19 protein-coding genes are annotated in these 25,189 nt (G+C 39.0%); 18 read left to right on the top strand and 1 reads right to left on the bottom strand.

Going from position 1 to position 25,189, the window contains the following annotated elements; all coding sequences use genetic code 11:
- The first annotated feature begins 27 nt into the window (after positions 1-27).
- The 17 genes from FZF08_RS08640 to FZF08_RS08560 all read left to right on the top strand — a co-directional run bounded on the left by FZF08_RS08640 (position 28) and on the right by FZF08_RS08560 (position 24,020).
- On the top strand, positions 28-1,608 hold the full coding sequence (locus tag FZF08_RS08640) for an arylsulfatase (RefSeq protein WP_159468233.1): 1,581 nt from the start codon (positions 28-30) through the stop codon (positions 1,606-1,608).
- A gap of 85 nt (positions 1,609-1,693) precedes the next feature.
- Entirely contained in the window at positions 1,694-2,761 is a 1,068-nt protein-coding gene (locus tag FZF08_RS08635; RefSeq protein ID WP_229216463.1) for a sensor histidine kinase, read from the top strand.
- The gene (locus FZF08_RS08630) at positions 2,758-3,483 is read left to right on the top strand and encodes a LytTR family DNA-binding domain-containing protein (protein WP_159468232.1); all 726 of its coding nucleotides are present in this window, start codon (positions 2,758-2,760) and stop codon (positions 3,481-3,483) included. The genes FZF08_RS08635 and FZF08_RS08630 overlap by 4 nt, the downstream gene beginning before the upstream one ends.
- A gap of 351 nt (positions 3,484-3,834) precedes the next feature.
- Complete coding sequence (locus tag FZF08_RS08625) at positions 3,835-5,184, top strand: hypothetical protein (protein WP_159468231.1); 1,350 nt, start codon at positions 3,835-3,837, stop codon at positions 5,182-5,184.
- A gap of 645 nt (positions 5,185-5,829) precedes the next feature.
- The gene (locus FZF08_RS08620) at positions 5,830-6,522 is read left to right on the top strand and encodes a hypothetical protein (protein ID WP_159468230.1); all 693 of its coding nucleotides are present in this window, start codon (positions 5,830-5,832) and stop codon (positions 6,520-6,522) included.
- 63 nt (positions 6,523-6,585) lie between these two features.
- A complete protein-coding gene (locus tag FZF08_RS08615) occupies positions 6,586-7,686 on the top strand; it encodes an Ig-like domain-containing protein (protein WP_159468229.1) in 1,101 nt (366 codons plus the stop codon).
- A 263-nt stretch (positions 7,687-7,949) separates the two neighbouring features.
- On the top strand, positions 7,950-8,591 hold the full coding sequence (locus tag FZF08_RS08610; RefSeq protein WP_159468228.1) for a hypothetical protein: 642 nt from the start codon (positions 7,950-7,952) through the stop codon (positions 8,589-8,591).
- A gap of 79 nt (positions 8,592-8,670) precedes the next feature.
- Positions 8,671-9,279, top strand: a complete 609-nt coding sequence (locus tag FZF08_RS08605) for an RNA polymerase sigma factor (RefSeq protein ID WP_159468227.1) — start codon at positions 8,671-8,673, stop codon at positions 9,277-9,279.
- Between the two features lie 117 nt (positions 9,280-9,396).
- On the top strand, positions 9,397-10,521 hold the full coding sequence (locus FZF08_RS08600; RefSeq protein WP_159468226.1) for a FecR family protein: 1,125 nt from the start codon (positions 9,397-9,399) through the stop codon (positions 10,519-10,521).
- Positions 10,522-10,735: 214 nt separating this feature from the next.
- A complete protein-coding gene (locus tag FZF08_RS08595; protein WP_229216462.1) occupies positions 10,736-14,062 on the top strand; it encodes a TonB-dependent receptor in 3,327 nt (1,108 codons plus the stop codon).
- Between the two features lie 24 nt (positions 14,063-14,086).
- On the top strand, positions 14,087-15,523 hold the full coding sequence (locus FZF08_RS08590; protein WP_159468225.1) for a RagB/SusD family nutrient uptake outer membrane protein: 1,437 nt from the start codon (positions 14,087-14,089) through the stop codon (positions 15,521-15,523).
- A 36-nt stretch (positions 15,524-15,559) separates the two neighbouring features.
- Positions 15,560-17,569 (top strand): FAD-dependent oxidoreductase, encoded by a 2,010-nt coding sequence (locus FZF08_RS08585; protein ID WP_159468224.1) that lies wholly within the window; start codon positions 15,560-15,562, stop codon positions 17,567-17,569.
- A 24-nt stretch (positions 17,570-17,593) separates the two neighbouring features.
- The gene (locus tag FZF08_RS08580; RefSeq protein ID WP_159468223.1) at positions 17,594-19,249 is read left to right on the top strand and encodes an FAD-dependent oxidoreductase; all 1,656 of its coding nucleotides are present in this window, start codon (positions 17,594-17,596) and stop codon (positions 19,247-19,249) included.
- Positions 19,250-19,381: 132 nt separating this feature from the next.
- A complete protein-coding gene (locus FZF08_RS08575) occupies positions 19,382-20,623 on the top strand; it encodes an MFS transporter (RefSeq protein ID WP_159468222.1) in 1,242 nt (413 codons plus the stop codon).
- 54 nt (positions 20,624-20,677) lie between these two features.
- On the top strand, positions 20,678-21,199 hold the full coding sequence (locus FZF08_RS08570; RefSeq protein WP_229216461.1) for a gluconate 2-dehydrogenase subunit 3 family protein: 522 nt from the start codon (positions 20,678-20,680) through the stop codon (positions 21,197-21,199).
- Positions 21,200-21,264: 65 nt separating this feature from the next.
- Positions 21,265-22,977 (top strand): GMC oxidoreductase, encoded by a 1,713-nt coding sequence (locus FZF08_RS08565; RefSeq protein ID WP_159468221.1) that lies wholly within the window; start codon positions 21,265-21,267, stop codon positions 22,975-22,977.
- A 101-nt stretch (positions 22,978-23,078) separates the two neighbouring features.
- On the top strand, positions 23,079-24,020 hold the full coding sequence (locus tag FZF08_RS08560; protein ID WP_159468220.1) for an Rpn family recombination-promoting nuclease/putative transposase: 942 nt from the start codon (positions 23,079-23,081) through the stop codon (positions 24,018-24,020).
- Between the two features lie 71 nt (positions 24,021-24,091).
- Here the strand turns inward: FZF08_RS08560 and FZF08_RS08555 are convergent, their stop codons facing one another.
- Positions 24,092-24,280 (bottom strand): hypothetical protein, encoded by a 189-nt coding sequence (locus tag FZF08_RS08555; protein WP_159468219.1) that lies wholly within the window; start codon positions 24,278-24,280, stop codon positions 24,092-24,094.
- Positions 24,281-24,470: 190 nt separating this feature from the next.
- On the opposite strand from FZF08_RS08555, the gene FZF08_RS08550 reads away from it, so the two are divergent.
- Positions 24,471-25,151, top strand: a complete 681-nt coding sequence (locus FZF08_RS08550; protein ID WP_159468218.1) for an RNA polymerase sigma-70 factor — start codon at positions 24,471-24,473, stop codon at positions 25,149-25,151.
- The last annotated feature ends 38 nt before the right edge of the window (positions 25,152-25,189 follow it).

The following is a 25,189-nucleotide window of genomic DNA, read 5'->3' as shown; positions in this document are numbered from 1 at the left end:
CGTTTAAAATTTGATTAACCGCATTTTATGAATTTTAGTACTCAAAAAGTTATCAGAACACTTCGACTGAAAAATGATTTAGTAACTGTTTTTACCTTTTCGTTAGCAGTTATTTCGCTCCTCCCTACTTTTGTTTTTGCACAAAAAAAACAAAAACCGAATGTCATTTTCATTTATGCGGATGATCTTGGTTATGGCGATTTGAGTTCTTATGGCGCGACTAAAATTAATACACCCAATATTGACAGGCTCGCCAAGGAAGGTTTAAAATTCACCAACGCGCACGCAACTTCGGCAACCTGCACACCTTCGCGTTATGCCTTGATGACGGGAAATTATCCATGGCGCAAAAAAGGAACGGGCGTTTTGCCTGGGAATGCATCATTGATTATTCCGGTTGATAAAATCACATTGCCGCAGGTTTTTCAAAATGCAGGTTATAAAACCGGAGCCGTTGGGAAATGGCATTTAGGATTGGGTTCGCCCAGTAGAGAGATTAACTGGAACAAACCACTTCTGGTTGGACCAAATGAAGTTGGCTTTGATTATGCTTATTTTTTTCCGGCAACATCAGATCGCGTTCCAACCGTTTTTGTTGAAAACCACAATATTGTAGGATATGAAAAAGAAGATCCGATTGAAGTTAATTATCAAGAAAAAGTTGGTAAAGAACCTACGGGACTAGAAAATCCAGAATTACTGAAATTACGATCTTCTCCAGATCACGGGCATAATAATACGATCGTGAACGGTATTGGCCGGATTGGTTTTATGAGCGGCGGAAAACAGGCACGTTGGGCAGATGAAGAAATCGCTCATGTATTTTTGAGTAAGGCAGAACAGTTTATTGAGGAAAATCAGAAAAATCCGTTTTTCCTGTATTTCTCACTGAATGACATCCACGTTCCACGTATGCCGAGTACTGAATTCAAAGGGAAAAGTAAAATGGGATTGCGTGGTGATGTTATTTTACAAATGGATTGGACTGTTGGTGAAATCCTGAAAAAGCTGGAAGCACTTAATCTGGATGAAAACACACTGATTATTTTTTCAAGTGATAATGGTCCGGTTCTGGATGATGGTTATGCCGATAAAGCGGTTGAATTAGCAGTAGGCCATAAACCTGCCGGCGTTTTGCGCGGAGGGAAATATAGTGCTTTTGAAGGTGGTACCCGCGTTCCATGGCTTGCCCGTTGGCCGGAAATGATCAAACCGGGAACTGTTTCAAACGCATTAATTTGTCAGATTGATTTATTATCATCCTTCGCTCATTTCTTTCAGCAAAAGATTGAGGATAGAGATGCGACCGATAGTTTTGCTTTAATGGATGCACTGACCGGCAAAGAAAAAACTGGTCGCGAAAGTCTTGTCAATCAGGGCGGTGCACTTTCATTTACAAAAGGAAACTGGAAATATATTGAACCAAACAATGGCGAATCTTTCAACAAACTTACCGGCACAGAACTCGGAAACGATCCGAAACCGCAATTATATGATTTGAGCAAGGATATTGGAGAGAAACACAACTTGGCCGGACAATATCCTAACAAAGTAAAAATGATGGCAGATGAACTCGCAAAAATAAAAGAAGCGGGTGGGAGTAGATAATTGACTGTTTATCATGAAAAATAATCTATGTATCGGATAGACTTTGATTTGGATTCTTATCCTGTTAATGTTGTCCTTTAAATAAATGAGCATGATTACAGGAACATCCAAGAAGATAGTAACGGTTTTTGTCCATTTGCTGGCCTGGGCGTTGTTTGGCTATACTTTAATTTTTTATCATCCCTTAACATGGAATGTTAAATTACCAAATGTGTTTTGGGCAAAACAAACCGCTCAACTATGTATTTTGGTTATTCTTTTTTATGTTAATACCTTTTATTTTGTACCGGAATACTTATTGAAAAATAAGTTGCTTCCTTTTTCCATCGTGGTTGTTGTATCTGTGCTTTTAGCCTTGTATGCGATTTATAATTTTGACACATTGCTCCATGTTTCAGAGCAAATGGAAAAGGTTATGGGACGGCGAAAACCACCGGGAAGAAGAGGATTTCTGGATGGATTTTTATTGATGACAGTTCTTTTGGTTTTGGGTATTAGTACGAGTCTGGCTGTGATTCAACGCTGGCAACGCGACGCACTGTTACGTGAGGATATGGAAAAACAGCAAATTCGTTCTGAACTTTCGTTTTTGAAAGCCCAGATCAATCCACATTTTTTCTTCAATACCCTTAATAATATTTATGCGCTGTCATTTACCGATGTCACTTTATCGCGGGATGCTTTATTGAAATTGTCGCGGATGATGCGCTATTTGCTTTACGAAACGCAGAGCGACAAAGCGGTTTTAAATAATGAAATTTCCTTTTTAAAAGATTATATCGAGCTCATGAAACTGCGGCTGCATGGAAGTACAGAAGTGATTTTTCACGAGCCAAAGTTGCTTAAAGATTATATGATTGCGCCGATGATGTTGTTGCCTTTTATCGAAAATGCTTTCAAACATGGGATCAGTGCCTTTCAACAAACTTCTATTTTGATAGAAATTGAGGTTGAAAAAGATGTATTACAGCTTCGTGTCCAAAACAATGTATTTAACGAAAAAAATGCACTGGCGATGGATAGTGGTGGAATTGGGCTGAGCAATACAAAAAGAAGGCTGGACTTATTATATTCCGGAAAGCATAAGCTCACCATTGAAGATAACAAGGCCGAAAATAATTTCTATATTGAGTTGCAAATTGATATGTCATGAAAATAAATTGTATAGCCGTAGATGACGAGCCGCTGGCCCTGGGCCTGATCAGCGCATTCATAAAGCAAACAGCGTTTTTGGATTTCAAAGGGCACTTTTCAAATGCCGTTCAGGCACTCAATGCTATTCATTCTGAAGATATCCAGCTTGTATTTCTCGATATTCAAATGCCGGAATTAAATGGAATGGAGCTTGCCCGGGTTTTGAGCCATACGGTTTCTGCACCTAAGGTTATTTTTACAACAGCCTACAATCAGTTTGCCATTGAAGGATATAAAGTAGATGCGCTGGATTATTTGTTGAAGCCTTTTGGTTATGATGAATTTCTTCGGGCTGCCAACAAAGCGAAAAATCATTTCGAAGGATTAATGCAAAATCAGCCGGTTCCGGAAAGTCAGGATGAAAAATACTTATTTGTAAAGGCAGATTACAAACTGGTAAGAATTGATTTCGATAATATTTTATACATCGAATCGCTGAAAGACTATATAAAAATACATCTGATAAATTCCACTCATCCGGTTGTTTCTTTGAGCAGTTTGAAAGCCATTGAAGAAAAACTTCCGGCCTCCCGCTTTATGCGCATTCACCGGTCTTTTGTAGTAGCCATTGATAAGGTTGATTCCATTACCAAAAGCACTGTCCAGTTGGGAGCTACAAATATTTCAGTTGGAGATCAGTATAAAGATGCCTTTAAGGAACTATTATTGCGTTGGGGTTGATGATATCACTATATGAAAAGGATAAAATTTAATTACTGCATGAAGTAGTTAAATCTTATCCTTTTTGCCACTATTTAATTACCTGCTGATAAGAAGATACGCGCCGCGCTGATTAATACAATATTTTTCAAATTGTTGAAATGCATCCAGATTTACCGTTAACGAAATTATTTTTTAATTTTTTGAAGAATAATTTGGAATGTAGTAAAGATTGCATATTATTGTATCAAGCTAGAAGTAGTTCTACAAAATGGTATTTTGTACAAGCTTATGAGAAGGTTGTTATACCCACTAATTTTTATTTTTCTATGCATATTGAATTTGGTTGGTTATTGCCAGCCCAATGATGCTGTGTATGCAAATTCACAGACTAATGGTGGTACGTTTCCTGAAATTCCAATTACGCATATTCCAACTGGAAGTTTCATAATTACTAATCCGGCCAATGCTGTGGCGAGTGGCAGCACGGGCCAGACCAAGCCGGTTAATGCCGGTACTCGTTTGTCTGTAAGCAGTACTGCAGGTGTAGCCACAGCTTGGTTGCAGATGGCATTCCCAAGTGATGTAGCCGCAAATAAAACTGTATATGTCAAAGTAGGTACCGGAGCAATAGCCCTGCTGGGTGGCGGGATTTCTTTACAGGTATATGCGACGGCGACGGGAACAGGAAGCACTGTTAATTTGGAAAATTCGACGCCAGTGACTTATTACACAGCTGATGGGAATGCATACATGGCAATCAAACCAACTGGTGCTTTCCGGAGTGTAAGAATATTACTGACCTCTCCGCTAGCGCTTGGAACGAATAATCTGGATGTTTTTTATGTGTTTTATGGCCCAAATCAGTCTAACGACACAAACCCTTTTCCGTTTAACATAGCGGATTGCGGTTTGCCAAATGTAACGGCAACGGCTTTCTCAGGACTTACTTTGGGCTCTGTGACCATTGCTAATCCTGGAAATGCAATAGACACAGACGTAATTACAGGATCTGCTTACAACACAGCGGGTGTGAGCGTATCAGGGCATATCATCCAAACATTTTATTTTAACGGTAATTCAAATTCAGGCGATGCTGTCAGAGTTATCTTTTCAAAAGGATCTGCATTGGTAAACATAGATGTTGGAAAGGCTGTAAAAATTCAGGGATATAATGGCAGTAATGCTGTTGGTATATCCAGGCCACTAAGTTCATTGCTTGATGTTGATCTTTTGGGATTATTAACGTCCGGGAGTACCGCAGTAACTTCATATTTTGCTCCAAAGGATATCAGTAATTCATCAGTAGTATTTGACCGTGTTACATTGGATTTTGATCTTGGGCTTTTGGGTGTATCGCTGAATGGCAATGGCTTAAATGTATTTGATGTCAGACGTGTTCCTGATGCCCCTACGGCCTCTGATGTAATGGCTTGTACGAATGTAGGTACAATTAATCTGGCAGCAACAACAGTCCAGTCAAATATCGCTAACATAGGAGACTTTACATATACCTGGTATAACGCAGTTCGCCAGGGCACACTTTTGGGGGCATTGGTTGGGCAGATACCCTTTTTAGCAACAGATCTGACTACTGTGGCTAAAAAAGAATATTATGTGGACATTACAAAATCCGGTTGCACAGTTCCTTCCGGACGTACCAGGGTTACGGTAAATACAATTAATCCACCGATTGTGCCACCAATAGCCTTAGTGCCTTAAAATGAATATTTTGTAAAATAATATACTAAATATTTCTCACTTAAATTTTAATACAACGTTATGAAAAAAGAATTACTCTTCTACGCCAAGGCTCCCGCCTACAAGCTGGTTTTTTTATCAGGGCAAAGCTATTCTCACAATTTTCATTGATCAAATTGGATAACTATTGATTTAACAAATCAATAAAGGGGCAGATTATGTCTGGTCCGGTCCGATATTCGATTGACATAAAATTTCAAATTTTTCACACAACGAAAAATGTAAGGATCTTCTATGTCCTGATTTTAGATGCGTATATAGAATTGAGTTCAAATATTGATGGTTGAACTCAATTCTGTGCAAAAACAATTAAAATCCTATATAACACAGTTTAACCGGCATTTTTTATCAAAATATTATCTATCGAAATGAATTTGATATACTAACCATGTAATATTTCTCACGTAAATCAAGAAATCTTTATTGAAAAAACGCAGATTCCTCTATGTCAAAACTTTTAAGAAATGGTTTGACAAATCCTTTTTATTCAACAAGAAAAAGGATGCTCGTACAATTGAAAAACAGAAATGGATAGTTTCATAAAATTCATGTCCGCCAAATCAATGAAAAATTAATACGTAAATCTTCCTTAATTAAATCAATGTTATGAAAAAGATCATTATTTCTCTTTGCCTGAGCTTTATGTTCATTGTTGCAGTTTTCTCTGAATCAAAAGCGAATACTTATTATGTTTTGGATGGACAAAATTTTGAGTTATCGCCTGAGGGTGCTTCTGCTTTTTCTTCTATTCTGTGGTATGTAGATACGCAGGCTCTTACTACGCTTACGGATGGAATTGGTAAACTGACTAAGAAGTTCGATTTGGCAGTTCCGGGTGTATCCGAAGAACATAAAATTTCATTAGGTGTTATCGCTAGTTTGGGAGGCTGTCTTTCAACCGTTGTTGAACATACGATTGTAGTACTTCCTAAACTAACATTGTCTATTACCACTCCAAAAGATAACTTTTGCGTTGGTGCCTTCAGTGCGGATTTAACTGTGAATGTAAGTTTGGACGCAACAGCATTGGGTTTGTTAAAAAGCAAATATAATGTAGCGCTTGCTCCATTTGCATGGACTGGCGGGGGAACGGCAAACGGAAATATTTTGACAATTAACCAGGCTGGTAATTATTCAGTTGCTTGTGATTACCTGGTTCTTGGAGGTACTGATGTAATTTCTGGTGCTTTAATTCCAACTGCAACAAAAATCATTGGACAAGGTGCAATCACAGGTATAAGCAAAGAGATTAAAAATGACCTTGCAATTCCTGTTGTTACTAATCTTCTTTTCAACTAAGGCCAGGGATTATTTATTCCGATATGATTTGATTTTCATAAAGGACATTTCACAAAACAATTCATGAAACTCGTAACCTTTGCTACGCTGGTTCTGCTGATTTTGCCCGCTCTTGCCTTTGCGCAGAGCGGTGCAAAACCGGTTTCTATTTGTAAGGGTACAACGCTGAGGTTAAAAGCAGTATCATCCAATGCCAATAGTTATGAATGGCATAAAAACGGAGAAATTATACCTGGCCAGACGCAAAATGAACTGGTAGTTTCAGATGAAGCAAGTTACACTGTTTTTGCCCTGAATACTGAAGGTTGCAGCTCTGGTATTTCAATTGCTATTATACTTTCGTACAATGTACCTTCCGCGGTGGATGACAGAATTTCGGGTAAAAATAATGAAATCCTTAATCTAGATGTGCTGCAAAATGATCAGTCACTTTGCGCAGCTTTGGATACTACTACCATGATAATAAAAACACTGCCAGGGCATGGGCAGGTTTATAAAAGCGGGGGAAGATTTTTGTACCTGGCAAATAAGGACTATGAAGGGCTGGATACGTTTACTTATACCGTTAGCGATCGAAGTGGGCAGCCGACTAATGTAGCAACTGTAACGCTTGACATTACCACGGTTCCTTTACCCGTTACTTTAATCAGCTTTGACGCGGCAAAAGAAGGTTTAACTTCGTTGCTTACATGGGCCACTTCAACAGAACTGAACAGTGATTATTTTGAAATTGAAAGAAGTAAAGATGCAAAGAGCTGGATGAATTTGGGAATTAAGCAGGCGATGGGTAATAGCAATGCAAAAAGTAATTACAATTTTGTCGACAGTATACCCGAATCAGGATTAAATTATTACCGCTTAAAGATGATTGATATGGATGGTTCGTTTGCTTATAGTCGAATCCAATCAGTCAATTTTCCTGAATTTTCCTGGGCAAAATTATATCCCAATCCTGTAACGGATGTTCTGCAAATTGCAATCAGTAACAGGCGGGTCCGGAAAATACGCTTAATTGATTCCTACGGCAGGGTAATGTTTGATGCCCAGATTTCTTTCGCATCGATGAGAGTGGACATGAAGTCCTATGTTCCCGGAACTTACTTCATTCATCTGGAACAGGAAGATGGCATAGTCCGTGTTTTTAAAATTGTTCATCTCAATTAAAAATGCTGGGAATGGTTTGAAACCCCTTTTTTGAGCTGGTCTCAGAGAAGGAGTTTTTGTTTTGAGGCAAACCGAGTGACGGATACCCATGTTAGCGTCTAACTGTCAGCATTTTCTTTAATTATAACTTGGTGATTATGATTAATAATTACTTTACACACACTTGCTTTTTTGTGATCTTGCTCGTTTGGACAATAAGTAATTGTCGGGGCCAGACTAATTATATACAGGAAAATTTTTCGGGTCCAAGCCAGTTCAGTAACTTGATTACAACAAATCCTGTACTTTCAAAATTTGAATTTGGTGATGGCTACATGGATATGACCAGATTACAAGCTACCAATGGAGGCCTATTAAGAGCATTAAGCGCAAACTCTTTTTCACCAAATCCACAAACATTATATATCCAGATTACTTTTAGTGTGGAAGAAATCAGTGTTGCCGATGTGAATGCTTTGTATTTTTATTCGGGAGAAAATTTTTCACCGACCAATAGTACATTTCCTGCCAACAGTACTTTGTTTAGCCGTTTTTCGATTGATTTTTTGTCATCTTCATTTGTTGTGCATGATATTCAGACAAATCGGAAAAGTAGTCCGTTACCACTTAAAACACCTGTAACCGTGACCTGGCTCCTGAATAATTCCCCGGATGGGCAGATTTACCGAAAGCCTGAGACTGCTGCTAATCCTGATTTTAAAGTAATGCCCGGGAAATATGATTTATGGGTGAATGATGAATTAATCGCCGATGAGGCTAGTGCTTTTCCGGGTGCATCTGCGTACACAGCCACCAAACTTTCAAATTTTGAGATCCGTTTTTGGACCGGTGTAGGGCGGGTCCGTTTTACAAATTTGCGCATTCGGGATATTACGAATATACTTTTTTTGAATAATAAAAAATAAAGATTAGAAATAATTATATAAAATCTATTGCGATTTGTAGTCTACTTATGTTATTTTGAAGTATAATTCTAAAAAACCTATGCATTCTACTACCCATTTGAAAGAAGTTCCGGATGATAAAGTCATCTGGCAGCGATTTCTAGCCGGAGAAGTGGAAGCGTTTGATCACCTGATGACACTCCATTTTCGTACTTTATTTCATTATGGGAGCAAGTTTTCAAAAGACAAAGAATTTATAAAAGATAACATTCAGGATCTTTTTTTGGTATTATGGGAGCGCAGGCAGAATCTCAGCAGTGATATTGCAGTAAAACCTTACCTGATGGCATCCTTACGCAGACTTATGCATAGAAGTGCTATGTCCAAGCCCATATTATCTGATAATTCCATTGAAGAGATCAACGGGAGTTTTGATATTGAATTTTCGGTGGAGGAAGAATATATTGAAAATGAATCCAGCCTTGTTGTTACACAAAAATTAAAAAAACTGCTTGACGAACTTCCTTTGCGACAAAAGGAAGTAGTATATCTTAAATACTTTCAGGAAATGGACCGCAGCCAGATTTCCGAAGTAATGAATATTTCTCCGCAAACAGTCTCCAACCTTCTCCAAATCGCCATCAAACAGTTGAAAAAACACTGGAAATCAGGAATTTTGATATTGGCATTCATTCATTTTCTCATATAAACTGAGATTATAAAACTTTCTAAAAATATTTTTATCAATTTTTTTAGAAATACTTTAAAAATTAATGGTATGCCTGATATGTTTTTGTCTATCGTATGATAGATGACATTGAAGGATATGAATGATTATAAAAATTACGGAATTGAAGATCTTGTTTGGGATACATTCTTTCGCCAGTGGGTGCTTTTACCTACGCGTGAAACTGATAGTACATGGAAAGAATGGTTGTCTGAAAATCCTGAAATGTCTGAAAAAATCAATCAGGCCAGACAAATTGTTCTGTCTCTGCAAGTAAAAGAACCGGAAATTTCAAATCAGGAAATTGCTGAAATTGTAAAAGAAACAATTGCCAGAACGATACCCGTTATCAGTGACGATTCGCGCAAAACCAATCTTAAAATTATTCCGTTTTATCAACAAGTTTGGTTCAAAATTGCTGCCTCACTTACCTTAATCATACTGTTTGGCTGGCTCGCAAAATCTCGGATAAATGTTAATAACCAGCTTAGTACTGTTGAAAAAGAAATTATAACTAAAGAGAAAACCAGATTCGCGCAGAAAATTAACACAACATCGGAGCCGATATTGGTTGCGTTAAAGGACGGAAGTAAAATTACACTGGCACCTTCAAGCGCGATCCGTTATCCTGAAAATTTTGAAAACAATAAAAGGGAAGTTTTTTTAACCGGAGAAGCTTTTTTTGATATTTCAAAAGATCCTGGCCGTCCTTTTTTTGTATATGCCAATGAATTGGTAACGAAAGTTTTGGGTACTAGTTTTAGAATTAAAGCTTATAAGACATCCAGGGAAATAACGGTTGAAGTGAAAACAGGAAGAGTATCCGTTTTTGCCAAGTCGGATCCTGATATCAAAGAGAAAACCACTAATCATGAGTTGGAAGGTATTGTGTTATCTCCAAATCAAAAGATCATTTACAGCCGTGATCAGATTCGCATGGTAAAAACATTGGTTGAACGACCTGAAATCATTATCGCCAAAGCTAAAATTCCACAGTTTATTTTTGAAGATGCGCCTGTTACAGATGTTTTTGATTCAATTGCCAAAACGTATGGAATTGATATTCTCTATGACGAAGAATTACTGAAAGGATGTCCGTTAACGGCGATTCTTGATAATCAGACACTACACGAAAAGCTAACCATTATATGCAAAGCTATTGAAGCAAACTATGAAATTCTGGATGGGCAGATCGTAATTCATGGTGGAGGATGCAAGAATTGATTTTTAATGATAATGAGTTGATAATTAATATTTTACGAACATTTAACTTTATTTTATTTGAGATTATAACATCATAATTTAAAAACAAAAAGAGCCGGTAATGTTCCCGCATTACCGACTCCGGATCAATCCCCAGGTTAGCACCAGTTGACCTCCGAAAAGGAGGCGGGGATCATTTTGCCAAATTTTCAAGCTTAACAAAACAATCAAATCTATGAAAAAACCAGTACAATACCATCAGGTATTACTTTGGATTATGCGACTAACAGCTACACAATTTATCCTGGCGTTTCTATTTATCAGCTCGGGCTATGCACATGAAAGCTATGGCCAAACGCTGCTGAGCCAGAAAATTTCTATTAGTGCAAATGGGAATGAAATTAAAAAAGTTCTGCATCAAGTCGAAAAGCAAGTAGACGTCCGGTTTGTATTTAGCTCAAAGCTGATCCAATCGGGTAGGAAAGTAAATGTCACAGCACAGAATAAACCTTTGTATGAAGTGCTTGACGACATATTGACTCCGCTAGGTTTACAATACGAATTATCAGGAAAAATCATCATTTTGAAAAGAATGGATAATTTACCTGAAACACAGCCACCAGTAAAAAGTAATGCGCCAAAAAAGAATATTTCCGGAAAAGTTTTGGATGAGGCAGGTTTAGGTTTACCGGGCGTGAGTGTCGTTTTAAAAGGCACGCAGACCGGCACTACGACCGATATTGACGGAGGATTTAAACTGGAAGTTGGAGATGATATCGCCGCCAGGGCAGTGCTGGTTTTTAGTTTTGTAGGTTTCAAAACCCAGGAAATTGTATTGGGCAGCCAGTCTGCCTTGACGATCAACTTAGCTTTGGAAGATAAATCGTTACAGGAAATTGTTGTGATTGGATACGGACAGGTAAAGAAAAGTGATCTCACAGGTTCCGTTGCTTCGATCAAGTCGGGAGAAATAAATGCTTATCCGGCAACTTCGATGGTGCAATCTTTGGCGGGAAGGGCAGCTGGTGTTTACGTTTCTCAAAATACCGGTGCTCCCGGAAGTGCAATCAGTGTACGTGTACGAGGTACTAACTCTATTCAGGGAAGTAATGAACCGCTTTACGTGGTCGATGGATTTCCATATTCCGGAAATCCGACTTTGCTTAATAATGCTGATATTGAATCAATAGAAGTTTTAAAAGATGCTTCCGCCACTGCTATTTATGGTTCAAGAGGTGCAAATGGTGTTGTTTTGATCACTACAAAGAGAGGTAAAACAGGCCGTATCAATGTTGAATACGATGGCTATTACGGTGTCCAGAAAATCAGAAAAAAACTGGATTTAATGGACGCCACGCAATACGCACAGTTTTATAACGAACAAGCAGCTAATGACGGTTTAGCTCCGCATTTTACGCAGGACCAGATAGCAGGTTTTGGAAAGGGAACGGACTGGCAGGATCTTGTATTTCAATCTGCACCCATTCAAAATCAATCTATATCGGTAAATGGAGGTAGCGAAAAAACGAGATTTTCGGTTTCGGGAAGTAATTTCAACCAGGACGGCATTGTCACAGGAAGTAATTACAAGCGAAATTCGCTTCGGTTTAATATCAATTCTGATCTTGGTAAAAAGTTTAAGCTTGACGTCAATTCAGTATTAAGTCGCATTGATACGGATAGAAAAAATTCTGAAAAGGGTAACAGGGGAGGTTCGTTATTTTCTGCTATATTATCTGGCTATCCTACGGTAGAACCCTATAAAACCGACGGGACGTTGTCGAATTTAGGGGAGACATATTCCTGGGGATCCAACGCCATTATTAACCCGTTGAATTTCATAAACGAGCAGAAAAATCATATCCAGTCAAATAAAGTACTGGCAAATGCTGCCGTGACTTTTGAGCCGATTCCCGGATTAATACTAAAAACAATGGGTGGTATCGAAAGTACTGACGACAGGGAAAATGGATATACGACTAACAGGTTTGTGAATTCAAAGGGTAGCGCGCTTATCAATACAACGCGTGTCAGCAGTCTCTTGACGGAAAATACAGCAAGCTATCGTAAAGAATTCGGCAAACATAGTATTTCGGCAGTTGCAGGTTTTACTTACCAGGATTATACAACCACACAATTAAATACCTCCGGGAGCGGATTTATCAGCAACAATCAGGAAAGTTATGATATCGGTGCAGCTGCAACGCAAGGGATTCCGTTTTCAAATTATGCCAAATGGAGTTTGATGTCTTATCTGGCTAGGGCAAATTACACATTTAACAATAGGATTTTAGCCACAATAAGCTTCCGGGCTGATGGCTCTTCCCGTTACAGCGAAGGCCAGAAATGGGGCTATTTTCCATCTGCCGCATTAGCATGGAGACTTGCTGAGGAGGATTTTATTAAAAAAATTCCTTTTATATCTGATCTGAAAATACGGGCTGGCTATGGTAAGACAGGTAATACGGCAATCAATCCTTACCAGACACTTAATCAACTTGCTTCTAGTCAGGTCGTTTTTGGCGATGCGTTAACCACTGCCTATTCACCTACAAACAGGCTTGCTGGTCCTCTGAAATGGGAAACGACGGAACAAACGGATGCAGGAATTGATTTCAGTATTCTCAATAACCGGTTCAGTTTTACAGCAGATTATTATATCAAAAATACAAGCGACCTGCTGAATAATGTTCAGTTACCTTCATCTTTGGGTTACGGATATACCATTCAGAATATTGGTAAAATTCAAAACAAGGGTTTCGAATTTTCTGCAAATGCGAAGGTTTTACAAGGAGATTTTAAATGGGATCTAGGAGGTAATATTTCGTTCAACAAAAATAAGGTTGTCAAACTTTATGGCGGAAATGATATTCTGGGCGACGCGATCAATATTTCTGTTGTCAATGATAACATCAATATCCTGCGTGAAGGAGAATCTCTTGGTTCTTTTTATGGCTACGTTTCCAAAGGATATGACGAAAAGGGAATGGTTGTTTATGAGGATTTTAACAACAATGGCGTCCGTGACGCTGGTGATAAAAAGATCATAGGTAATCCAAATCCGAAATTTACGTATGGATTAAGTTCTAATATGAGCTACAAGAATTTCGATTTATCCATTTTTGTTCAAGGCAGTCAGGGAAATGATATTTTCAATCTGAGTGCGGTAAATCAGACAAATGATTACGGACAAGCTTTGAATATGCCAAAGGAAGTTTTTGAAAATCATTGGACTCCTACCAATACCAATGCGAAATATCCGGTTATAAAAACCTCTTCCCAGCCACAGGTTTCTGATCGTTTTGTTGAAAACGGATCGTTTTTAAGATTTAAGAATATCCAGCTGAGCTATAATGTGCCGGTGTCCAAACTGAACATAAAATGGATGACCCATGCCCAGATATATGTAAGTACCCAGAATCTTTTTACGATCACCAAATATTCCTGGTACGATCCTGAAATCAATTCTTACGGTAGTTCCAATTCGATTTTGCAGGGTATAGATCATTATGTTTATCCGGTTGCCAAAACAACAACCGTGGGGATCAGAGTTGGATTTTAATTTTTACAAGCAAAAAATATTGATATGAATAAGCTATTGATTTTTATATTTTCAGCACTTTTTCTGGCTTCCTGTACCGATTCCCTGATTGAAAAACCAAAGTCGCTTGAGTCAGAAAATTTTTATAACACGGCTGCGGAAGTTGAAGCGGCAGTAAATGCTATTTATGGCCCAATGCGGTCTGATAATGGTCTTTCTATAAACTATCCAGCTCAGCTTGAAGGTTTGGCAGATTATGGTAATTCCCGCGGAAGTCAGACGCCCGTAAGTTTATATCAGGGTTTGGATAATACCAACATAAATCGGGTGGGTGTAATCTGGGATAATTTTTATCAATCCATCCGTAATGCCAATCTTGTTATTTCAAATACACCAAATGGAAGCAGTATTTCCGACGCCGACAAAGTGAAATATATAGCCGAAGCCAAATATTTGCGTTCGTTGATTTATTTTGCTCTGGTGCGTAACTGGTCTGGTGTGCCCATCAGGACAGAAGCAAATATGACGGTTGCTGATTTGAAAAGATCAAGCGTTGCAGAGGTTTATGATTTGATTCTGAGTGATGCGCTGGAAGCGGAAAAAGGACTTCCTGACGTTCCGGCTGCGATTGGGAGGCCATCGAAATGGGCTGCGAAAACGTTGCTTTCTGAAATTTATATGTACAAGGAAGACTGGAAATCATCAAGTGCCAAAGCAAAGGAAGTGATTGATTCGGGTAAATTTTCGTTGGTCGCTGTAACCCAGCCAGAAGATTTTCAAAAGATTTACGGACCGGATGTAGTAAATACGCCTGAGGAAATATTTTACTTCAAATACAACCGTCAGCAGGGATTTGGTCTTGTTGCTTATGCGCACCGCAAAACCAGCGTTTATAATTACTACGGTCCGGGTGGAGTATATGCGCAGTATACAGACTCGGTTTCCAATGCTGTAATTAAAAGATGGGATATAAAAGATTTGAGAAAAGCGCACATTTTGTATAACGTGGACATAGGGTTAGGCGTAAATTCTTGTCTGTATAGAAAATTCAGAGATCCAAGCGCGACGAGTGGTGCCGCTAATGATTATCCATGGTACCGTTATGCGGATTTGCTGTTGTTTCATGCTGAAAATGATGCCCGCGCAAATGCGGGTCCAACCGCTGCCGCTTTGGAAAGTCTGAACAAAGTACATCGCCGGGCGTATGGATATCCTGCGGAAACAGTTTCTCCGGTGGATTTCAAACTGGCCGATTTTACGCTTACAACATTTATTGATAAGGTGGTTCAGGAGCGTGGTTATGAAACGATGTATGAAGGAAAACGCTGGCTGGATCTAAAACGACTTGGTATTGCAAAACAAAGAATTCTGGAAGTAAAAAATATTGTGGTGGCTGAGAAACACATGTTATGGCCAATTCCGAATTCTGAACTTTTGTATAATAAGGCACTTACAGCTGCCGACCAAAATCCGGGGTACTGATTTAGTTACTAATTTTTCTATTTTATTTTTGATAAAATGAATATAAAACTGGCACATATTGCGTGCATTGTTGCTTTTGTTTTGTCGGGGTTTCAGTCTAGGACTGAGGCCCCGGAACAAGCTGATATTTGCATTTACGGAGCAACTTCGGCGGGCATAATTGCGGCTTACACAGCAAAAAAACTTGGTAAATCGGTCATACTGATTGAGCCTGGAAGCCATTTGGGAGGAATGACCTCCGGCGGGCTCGGCTATACCGATATTGGAAATAAATATGCGATTTCAGGTTTGTCCAGAGATTTTTACCGTCGCATTGGTACGCACTACGGGAAATTTGAACAATGGATCTTTGAACCGCATGTTGCCAAAAAGTACCTACAGCAATATCTTGATGAAGCTGGAATCCAGGTAGTTTATCAGCACAGAATTACAAAGGTCAACAAATCGGGAAAAGCGATCCAATCCATAGGTTTGGAAAAAAGTGATAACCCTGATTCCAAAACCAATCAGATTATTTCTGCCAAAATGTTTATTGATTGTACCTATGAAGGTGATCTGATGGCAAAAGCAGGCGTTTCTTACAAAGTTGGCAGAGAAGCAAATGCTGATTACAAAGAGACCATTAATGGAGTTCAGTTACAGGATGGACATCAATTACCAGATGGGGTGGATCCTTACAAAATTCCGGGAAAACCTGAAAGTGGATTGTTATGGGGGATTTCATCGGACAATCTTCAACCAAATGGCAGCGGAGATAAAAAAGTCCAGGCCTATAATTACCGGATTTGTCTTTCTTCGGATCCAAAAAATAGCGTCGCCATATCTAAGCCGGAGAATTACGATCCTTCCCAGTTTGATCTTTTAGTAAGATTAATGCAGAAACAACCGCAGAAAACGAAACTCGAAGATTATTTTATCTGGAGTAAAATGCCGAATAATAAAACCGATATCAATAACAAAGGTGGTTTTTCTACCGACATGATTGGCATGGATTATGATTATCCGGATGCGGATTACAAAACCAGAAAGAAAATTATTGACCGTCACGAATCGTACACGAAAAGTCTGCTTTACTTCTTCGGACATGATGAAAGAGTAGCATCTGGAATCCGAGAGGAAATGTTAAAATGGGGATATCCCAAAGATGAATATACGGATTCGGGAAACTGGTCGCCACAGTTATATATCCGTGAAGCAAGGCGTATGATCGGGAATTATGTCATGACCCAGGCGAATTGTGAAGGAAAAGAAGTGGTAAAAGAGGGTGTAGGAATGGCCGCCTACACCATGGATTCCCACAATTGCCAACGGATTGTTGTCAACGGAATGGTGAAAAATGAAGGAAATGTGGAGCAGGGTGGTTTTGGTCCTTATCCAATTTCTTATCATTGCCTTGTTCCGAAAGAAGCGGAATGCAGTAATTTGCTGGTGCCGGTTTGCTTGTCTGCGACGCACATTGCGTATGGATCTATCCGGATGGAGCCGGTATTTATGGTACTTGCACAATCTTCCGCCGCAGCCGCCGTGATGGCGATTGATGGAAAAACGTCAGTTCAGAAAATTGATATCGTAAAATTGCAGCAGCAATTAAAAAGCAATCCGCTTGCCAACAATTCGGCTGCTGAAATATTGGTGGATAATGAAGATGCAAGCCATGTTAAAACAGAAGGCGAATGGACTGTTGAGAAAAAAGGCGGATATGGTCCATCTTTTATCAAGGCGAGTGATAATGGGAAATCATCCCGTTCGGTAACTTTTACTCCGGCCATTTCCAAAAACGGAGAATATAATATTTACGCCTATTTTCCCAAAATCCCAAAAATGGCATCAGAAATGGATCTGACAGTTTCTGATGGTAAAACAAATAAAGGAATTGTAGTCAAAGAATCTGATATCGTTGTGGAAGGTCAAACTTCCGGAGAATGGTTTCACGTGGGCAAATTCAATCTTCCAAAAGGGAACACTGCAAATGTCAAAATTGCTGCAAAAGCTGCCACAGGCACTTTGGTAGCTGATGCCGTTTTGTTTGTTCCCGATTTTCAATAATTAAATACCTAACCCAATTAACTAATGAGACAAATTTTGAGGTTGACAATACTGGCCATTATAACATTTTCTTTTACATCCTGTTCAGCAGATCAGAAAACGAAAGATTCATACGATGCGGACGTAGTCATTTACGGAGGAACTTCCGGAGCCATAACCGCCGCAGTGCAGGTGGTAAAACAAGGGAAAACTGTTATCGTAGTTTCTCCCGACAAACATTTAGGCGGGCTTTCATCTGGCGGACTTGGTTTTACGGATACCGGAAATAAATCAGTAATTGGCGGTTTGTCAAGAGAATTTTACCACCGCGTTTATATGGAATATGACAAACCGGAAGGATGGAAGTGGCAGAAAAAAGAAGAATATGGCAACAAAGGCCAGGGCACTCCTGCAATGGACGGAACCGACAGAACGATGTGGATATTTGAACCGCATGTAGCTGAAAAGGTTTTTGAAGATTTTGTAAAAGAGAACAATATCAAAATTTACAGAGACGAATGGCTGGACAGAGCGAAAGGTTTGACTAAAAAAGACGGAAAGATTATTTCGATTAAAACGCTTTCCGGGAAGACATTTACTGGCAAAATGTTCATAGACGCGACCTATGAAGGCGATCTAATGGCCGCTGCCGGGGTGAAATATCATGTTGGACGTGAGGCGAATAGTGTTTACAATGAAGAATGGGACGGAATTCAGCCTGAAGTTTTTCAACACGGTCATTATTTTCAAAAAAACATTAGTCCTTATAAAATTGAAGGAGACCCCAAAAGTGGATTGCTTCCTTATATTTCTTCTGAAAAAATCGGAGAAAAAGGTGCGGGTGATAACAAGATACAGGCATACTGTTTCCGGATGTGTTTGTCAGGAAATCCTGAAAATCGTATTCCTTTTACAAAACCGGCTGGTTATGACGCTTCTAAATATGAATTGCTTGCAAGAGTTTACAAAGCTGGGTGGACAGAAACATTTAACAAATACGATCCGATTCCAAATAAAAAAACGGATACCAATAATCATGGCCCTTTCAGCACCGACTATATTGGTATGAACTATGATTATCCGGAGGCAACTTATGAGAGAAGAAAGGAGATTATCAAAGAACACGAACTTTATCAAAAAGGCCTGATGTACTATCTTTCAAATGATGCAAAAGTTCCGGCAGATGTGCGTAAGGAAATGAATACCTGGGGTTTGCCAAAAGATGAATTTAAGGATAATGGTGGCTGGCCTCACCAAATTTATGTACGCGAAGCGCGCCGGATGATCGGGCAGGAAGTGATGACTGAAAATGAGACATTAGGCAAAAAAGCAGTTTCTGGATCTGTGGGTATGGGTTCTTATTCTTTGGATTCACATAATGCGCAACGGTATGTAAAAGCGGATGGTTTTGTGCAGAATGAGGGTGATATTGGTGTTCATCCCAAAAATCCTTACAGCATTTCCTACGCTTCCATTATTCCCAAAAAAGAAGATTGCCTGAATTTGCTGGTGCCTGTTTGTTTGTCAAGTTCGCATATTGCTTATGGTTCGATCCGAATGGAACCGGTTTTTATGATCCTCGGACAAAGCGCAGCCACTGCCGCTGTTCAGGCGATTGACAGAAATGTTTCGGTTCAGGAAGTTGACTATGCCAAACTAAAAGAGCAGCTCTTGAAAGACAAACAGCGCCTGGAATTATAAGCTTATAGTGCTTATTTATCAGAACCTGATTCTAAGTTAACTTTTGTATCAATTATAGTCTATATAGCCGGATAATAGTCCGGCTATTTTATATAATATTGCATAAAATCCTGAAAAATTTTTAATTACAGAATGAATAGTCTGGTATCACCTCGCTCAAACCTCTCACATCTTTTCAGTGCACCTGTTATCGTTGCTGCATTGGGTTACTTTGTTGATATATACGATTTATTACTTTTCGGGATCGTCCGTCTGCCAAGTCTTGCCTCTCTGGGGCTTTCCGAAGCGGAAATTTCATTGACCGGAGCCAGTATTTTAAACTGGCAAATGACGGGTTTACTCATTGGCGGAATTCTTTGGGGCGTTTTGGGAGATAAAAAAGGTAGACTTTCTGTACTTTTTGGTTCAATCATCACGTATTCCCTTGCCAATATTGCCTGCGGTTTCGTTCAGGATCCTACCACTTATAAATTACTTCGTTTTGTTGCAGGTGTAGGGCTGGCCGGTGAACTTGGTGCGGGTATTACGTTGGTTTCCGAAATTTTGCCAAAACATTTACGGGCAATTGGCACTTCGCTTGTAGCCGGAATCGGTTTGCTGGGAGCAATTGTAGGCTATTTTACGGTTGAATTTTTCGCGTGGAGAAATGCTTATTTTATTGGCGGAGGCTTAGGGATTTCTTTGCTTTTGCTTCGTATCGGTGTTTTTGAGTCTGGGATTTTTGAAGGTGTTAAAAGCCAGAAGCATATCGCAAAAGGTAACTTTTTTGCGCTGTTTACAAATAAAGACAGATTTTTTCGATATTTGAAATGTATCGGAATTGGTCTTCCAACCTGGTTCGTCATAGGTATTCTGGCCACTTTTAGTAATGAATTTGGTAAAGCACTGGGTATTACAGAACCAATAAAACCAGGATTATCCATCATGTGGTGTTATGTAGGACTTTCCGTGGGGGATTTTTTAAGTGGTTTTTTAAGCCACTGGCTGGAATCGCGGAAGAAGGCTGTATTTATTATGATGTCTTTTACGTTAATATGCAGCGGTATTTATTTGTATACCGGAATAAAAACAGCTTCGAACTTGTATACCGTTGCAGCATTACTTGGTTTCGGGATCGGATACTGGGCCATGTTTGTTACGATCGGGGCAGAGCAATTCGGTACTAATTTAAGAGCTACGGCCGCAACTACTGTGCCCAATATGGTTCGTGGAATGGTGGTAGTGATGACCACATTGTTTGCCGGATTTAAGGGCTCTTTTTCAGTAATTGATTCCGGTGCACTTGTTGGGGTAATTTGTTTTGTCCTTGGATTTTATTCCATATTGACAATTCCTGAGACGCATGGCCGGGATCTGGATTTTCTGGAAGAGTAGAAAAAGAAGTGATTTAAACTTATAGTTTTATTTAAATCGTTGAATAATAAAAAAATGGAAAGACGGGTAGCGCTTAAAGGTATGGCAGCAGCCATGGGAGCGATGGTAAGTTTACCAGTTTGGGCTTCGGGATGGAATGATTCATCACTTGGGAAAGTAAAGTTTTCTGGTGCCGGGCAGGCTGAAATTTTGAAGGGAGCTGTGGATGCAATTATTCCTGCAACCGATACGCCCGGTGCGGGTGAGCTGGGCGTTGCAACATTTGTTCGGCGTATGGTGACTGATTGTTACGATAAAAAAACACAAGATACTTTCGACAAGGGAATTGCAGGTCTGGACGCTCAAAGCAGTAAAAGTTTTGGAAAATCTTTTACAGAAGCTTCCAAGGCCCAGCAATTACAACTTTTGCAGGAAACGGAAAAAAGCAGTGATTCAGAAACAAAAAGTTTCTTTGGGTTATTGAAAAACCTGACAATTCAGGGATATATGTCCTCTGAATATGTTATGACAAATCTGACCCATTTTGAATTTATTCCTGCAAGATATCATGGTTGCGTTCCCGTTGTGAAAGGGTGATTTTATCTTGAAAAATAAGTAATAACTCAGGACTCAGATTAGAAAAAGAATCAGAAAATACGAAAATGGCGAATTTTAATATAGATAGTGAAAAGGCCCGTACTTATGACGCTATCGTCATTGGTTCAGGGATTAGTGGAGGATGGTCTGCCAAAGAACTTACCGAACGAGGATTGAAAACCTTGGTTTTGGAACGTGGCCGGGATGTAAAACATATAGTAGATTACCCGACTACAAACATGCAGCCTTGGGAATTTGAACATAGGGAGCGTTTGCCAAAAGAGGTTACGGATGCAAATCCTATCGCGAGCAGATGTTATAATTTCAAGGAATCATCCCAACACTTTTTTGCCAAGGATAACGAACATCCTTACATCCAGGAAAAACCTTTTGACTGGATCCGGGGATATCAGGTTGGTGGAAAATCATTGCTTTGGGCAAGACAAACCCAGCGTTGGAGCCAGTTTGATTTTGACGGTCCGGCCAGAGATAAATTTGCCGTAGAATGGCCGATCGGTTATAACGATATTGCTCCCTGGTATAGTCATGTGGAAAAATTCGCAGGAATTACCGGAAACAAAGATGGAATTGATACACTTCCGGATGGGGAATTTTTGAGACCGCATGATTTAAATTGTGTAGAAAAATATTTTAAAGAATCAGTTGCCAAACAGTACAAAGATCGCCACATCATCATTGGCCGTGCGGCACACATAACCGATCCGCAGCAAATTCACCTGGATCAGGGACGTGCACAATGCCAGAATCGGACGATTTGTGAGAGAGGATGTCCGTTTGGAGGATATTTCAGTAGTAACGCGTCGACAATTCCTTGGGCGATGAAAACCGGAAATATGACCCTACGCCCTCATTCTGTTGTGCATTCTGTGATTTATGATGACAAAAAACAAAAAGTAACCGGTGTCCGCGTGATTGATGCAAATACAAAAGAAATGATGGAATTTTATGCCAACATTATTTTTGTCAATGCCGCAGCACTGAACACCAACCTTATTCTGATGAATTCGATTTCGTCCCGTTTTCCAAATGGTTTGGGAAATGATAGTGGCGTACTTGGTAAATATGTTGCTTTCCATAATTATCGTGCTTCGATTTCAGGAGAGTATGAAGGATTTTTGGATTCGACAACAGATGGTCGTCGCCCTAACAGTGGTTATATTCCACGTTTCAGAAATGTTTACAAACAGGAAACAGATTTCCTGAGAGGATATGCAGCAGGCTTTGGAGCTGACAGGATGACTTATTCAGATCGAAGTGATATTGGCGAATCTTTAAAGAATAGTTTGCTGAATAAAAAATATGGTAACTGGAGTGTTGGTTCGCATATGATGGGTGAAACTATTCCAAAGGAAAGTAATTATGTCGCTTTGGATAAGACTCAAAAAGATCCTTTTGGAATGCCTATGATGAGAATTAACGTCGATTATGATGATAATGACGAGAAAATGATCAAGGATTATGTTGAACAAGTTACTGAAATGTTTACCAACGCCGGATTTAAAAATATCCGTTCACACGACGGACATAGAAATCCTGGAAATGATATTCATGAAATGGGTGGTGTGCGTATGGGAAAAGATCCAAAAACATCGATCCTGAACAAATGGAATCAAATGCACGCGGCTAAGAACGTTTTTGTGACGGACGGAGCATCTATGACTTCTACTTCAACCCAGAACCCATCTTTAACATATATGGCATTCTCAGCACGTTCTGTGGATTATGCGGTGAAGCAGATGAAAGCAAAGAATTTGTAAGAACTAATATTCGTATATTACCTGAGGGAATCAAGTCTACAAAACTTGATTCCCTTTTTTGCACTTTTGTTTTGAAATAAGACACATACACTAAATAAATAATGGATATTCTACCAACAGGGCGATTCATCGACCCTTTCACGGACTTTGGATTTAAGAGATTATTTGGATCTGAGCCCAACAAAGATTTGTTGATTGATTTTCTGAACCAGATTATGGGAGAAGAAAGGCAAATAATTGACCTGACTTACAATCAAACTGAAAATTTTGGTGACTCCGACGAAAACAGGAAAGTTATTTTTGATCTGCTTTGTACAGGTTCAAACGGAGAACAATTTATCATTGAAATGCAGCGTGTTCGCCAGGAATATTTTAAAGACCGTTCGTTGTATTATACATCATCTTTAATAACACAACAAGCGCCCAAAGGCGGACCTAAGTGGAATTACAATCTCAAACCGGTTTATCTGATTGGTATTATGGATTTCAGTTTTGATGAAACGCATGGTGATCAGTATTTGCATCGGGTACAATTAATGAAATCGGATACATTTGAAGTTTTCTACGATAAGCTGGGTTTTGTATTTATTGAGATTCCCAAATTTTTGAAAAGTGAAGAGGAACTGAGTTCAGAACTAGATAACTGGCTGTTTTTGTTGAAGAATATGAGCAGGTTAGATAAAATTCCTGTAATTTTACGTAAACCAGTTTTTAGCAAATTGTTTAACATTGCAGAAGTCAGCAATCTAACGGGAAAAGAAAAAATGGCCTACGACGAAAGTTTGAAGATTAAATGGGATAATTACAATGGTATGGATTATGCTATTAAAGAAGGAAGAGCATCGGGAATAAAAGAGGGAATAAAAGAGGGAATAAAAGAGGGAATAAAAGAAGGAATTAAAAAGGGAATTAAAGAAGGAATCAAAGAAGGAAAAGAAGAAAATCAAAAACAAATCGCCTTGGCTATGAAAAATAAAGGAATGGAAATTTCCCTGATTGGGGAATTGACGGGTTTGTCGGAAAATGAAATTGAAAAGTTATAGAGCCCTTTGGGGTTTGTAATTATATAAAAAAGCTGAGTCTCTAAAACTCAGCTTTTTTTTGATGAAAATCTTTAAAGCTCGCTTAGCCACTTTTCGTTTTTTAACATAATTACTAAAACAACAATGTTGGTCAGTATGCCTGCCAATGCCAGAATTACACCAAAATTCTTTGTTGATGCCGAATTTAAAATAAGATTTATTCCTGCTAAGGCCAACAATGTCGCCGTTATTAATACGATGATTTTATTCTTCAATTTCATATAAAAAAACTTGATAAAGATCACGTATTAGACTTTTGTAAATAAAAAAGTCACAGATCAATACTGGATTTTTCTGTATCTGAAAATTGTCATTCTATATTTAATATAAATTTTTCCAATTATTTTCTTATCAAACTAAGGGAATTTTAGTGCAAAAAAGTCTTATAATTATTACAAAAATAAAGACTCAATGCGCGATCCTTTGCTAAATGAAGAACCCAAAACAGAAAATCCATTTCTGTCACCGTCTCATGACGACAAACCTCGTTCACAGGAGATAGATTCTGCCTTATTTTTGAAAACTACTTTCGAACAAAACCCGTCGAAAGGTCTCGAACTTCTGTTCAGAAGGTTTTACAAGCCGTTATGCAGCCATGCCGTTCGTTTTGTTTATTCTAAACAAATTGCGGAAGATCTGGTAAGTGAAGTTTTTTTTCAATTTTACCGTACAAAATCGTATGAGAATATTTCCTCTTCTTATACCAGCTATCTTTTCCGGGCTGTTCGAAATGAGTGTTTTACCCATTTACGACGAGAATTTGGGAAAACAGATGTCATTGAAGTAAACACCGAAAATACGATATCCATACAGCAGCAACAGCCGGATGCCGAAATCCACTATAATCATCTTTTTCTGAAAGTAAACGAAGTGATCGGCGAACTTCCCATGCAATGCCGGAGAGTGTTTCTGATGAGCCGTTTTGAAAGTAAGAAATATCACGAAATAGCTCAGGAACTGAATATTTCTCCAAAAACAGTTGAAGTACATATCTCAAAGGCTTTAAAACATCTCCGTGTGGCCTTGAATGGTGAATGGATTTTACCTTGTCTTTTTTTACTTATCGATGCTTTTAGTATTCAGCCTGTCTGAAAATTGTAGGCCCCATCTCTTTGAAATTGAAAAATACA

It is taken from the genome of Dyadobacter sp. 3J3 (assembly GCF_009801115.1).
Classification (GTDB): Bacteria; Bacteroidota; Bacteroidia; order Cytophagales; family Spirosomataceae; genus Dyadobacter.
Note: the sequence above shows the minus strand (reverse complement) of the source record. Positions and strands in the feature narration are given on the sequence as shown.

Bases quoted from the DNA above. Each gene is read 5' to 3' on its own strand.
- FZF08_RS08640 (WP_159468233.1), top strand. From the start codon at position 28: ATGAATTTTAGTACTCAAAAAGTTATCAGAACACTTCGACTGAAAAAT.
- FZF08_RS08635 (WP_229216463.1), top strand. From the start codon at position 1,694: ATGAGCATGATTACAGGAACATCCAAGAAGATAGTAACGGTTTTTGTC.
- FZF08_RS08630 (WP_159468232.1), top strand. From the start codon at position 2,758: ATGAAAATAAATTGTATAGCCGTAGATGACGAGCCGCTGGCCCTGGGC.
- FZF08_RS08620 (WP_159468230.1), top strand. From the start codon at position 5,830: ATGAAAAAGATCATTATTTCTCTTTGCCTGAGCTTTATGTTCATTGTT.
- FZF08_RS08615 (WP_159468229.1), top strand. From the start codon at position 6,586: ATGAAACTCGTAACCTTTGCTACGCTGGTTCTGCTGATTTTGCCCGCT.
- FZF08_RS08605 (WP_159468227.1), top strand. From the start codon at position 8,671: ATGCATTCTACTACCCATTTGAAAGAAGTTCCGGATGATAAAGTCATC.
- FZF08_RS08600 (WP_159468226.1), top strand. From the start codon at position 9,397: ATGAATGATTATAAAAATTACGGAATTGAAGATCTTGTTTGGGATACA.
- FZF08_RS08595 (WP_229216462.1), top strand. From the start codon at position 10,736: ATGAAAAAACCAGTACAATACCATCAGGTATTACTTTGGATTATGCGA.
- FZF08_RS08590 (WP_159468225.1), top strand. From the start codon at position 14,087: ATGAATAAGCTATTGATTTTTATATTTTCAGCACTTTTTCTGGCTTCC.
- FZF08_RS08585 (WP_159468224.1), top strand. From the start codon at position 15,560: ATGAATATAAAACTGGCACATATTGCGTGCATTGTTGCTTTTGTTTTG.
- FZF08_RS08580 (WP_159468223.1), top strand. From the start codon at position 17,594: ATGAGACAAATTTTGAGGTTGACAATACTGGCCATTATAACATTTTCT.
- FZF08_RS08575 (WP_159468222.1), top strand. From the start codon at position 19,382: ATGAATAGTCTGGTATCACCTCGCTCAAACCTCTCACATCTTTTCAGT.
- FZF08_RS08570 (WP_229216461.1), top strand. From the start codon at position 20,678: ATGGAAAGACGGGTAGCGCTTAAAGGTATGGCAGCAGCCATGGGAGCG.
- FZF08_RS08565 (WP_159468221.1), top strand. From the start codon at position 21,265: ATGGCGAATTTTAATATAGATAGTGAAAAGGCCCGTACTTATGACGCT.
- FZF08_RS08560 (WP_159468220.1), top strand. From the start codon at position 23,079: ATGGATATTCTACCAACAGGGCGATTCATCGACCCTTTCACGGACTTT.
- FZF08_RS08555 (WP_159468219.1), bottom strand. From the start codon at position 24,280: ATGAAATTGAAGAATAAAATCATCGTATTAATAACGGCGACATTGTTG.
- FZF08_RS08550 (WP_159468218.1), top strand. From the start codon at position 24,471: ATGCGCGATCCTTTGCTAAATGAAGAACCCAAAACAGAAAATCCATTT.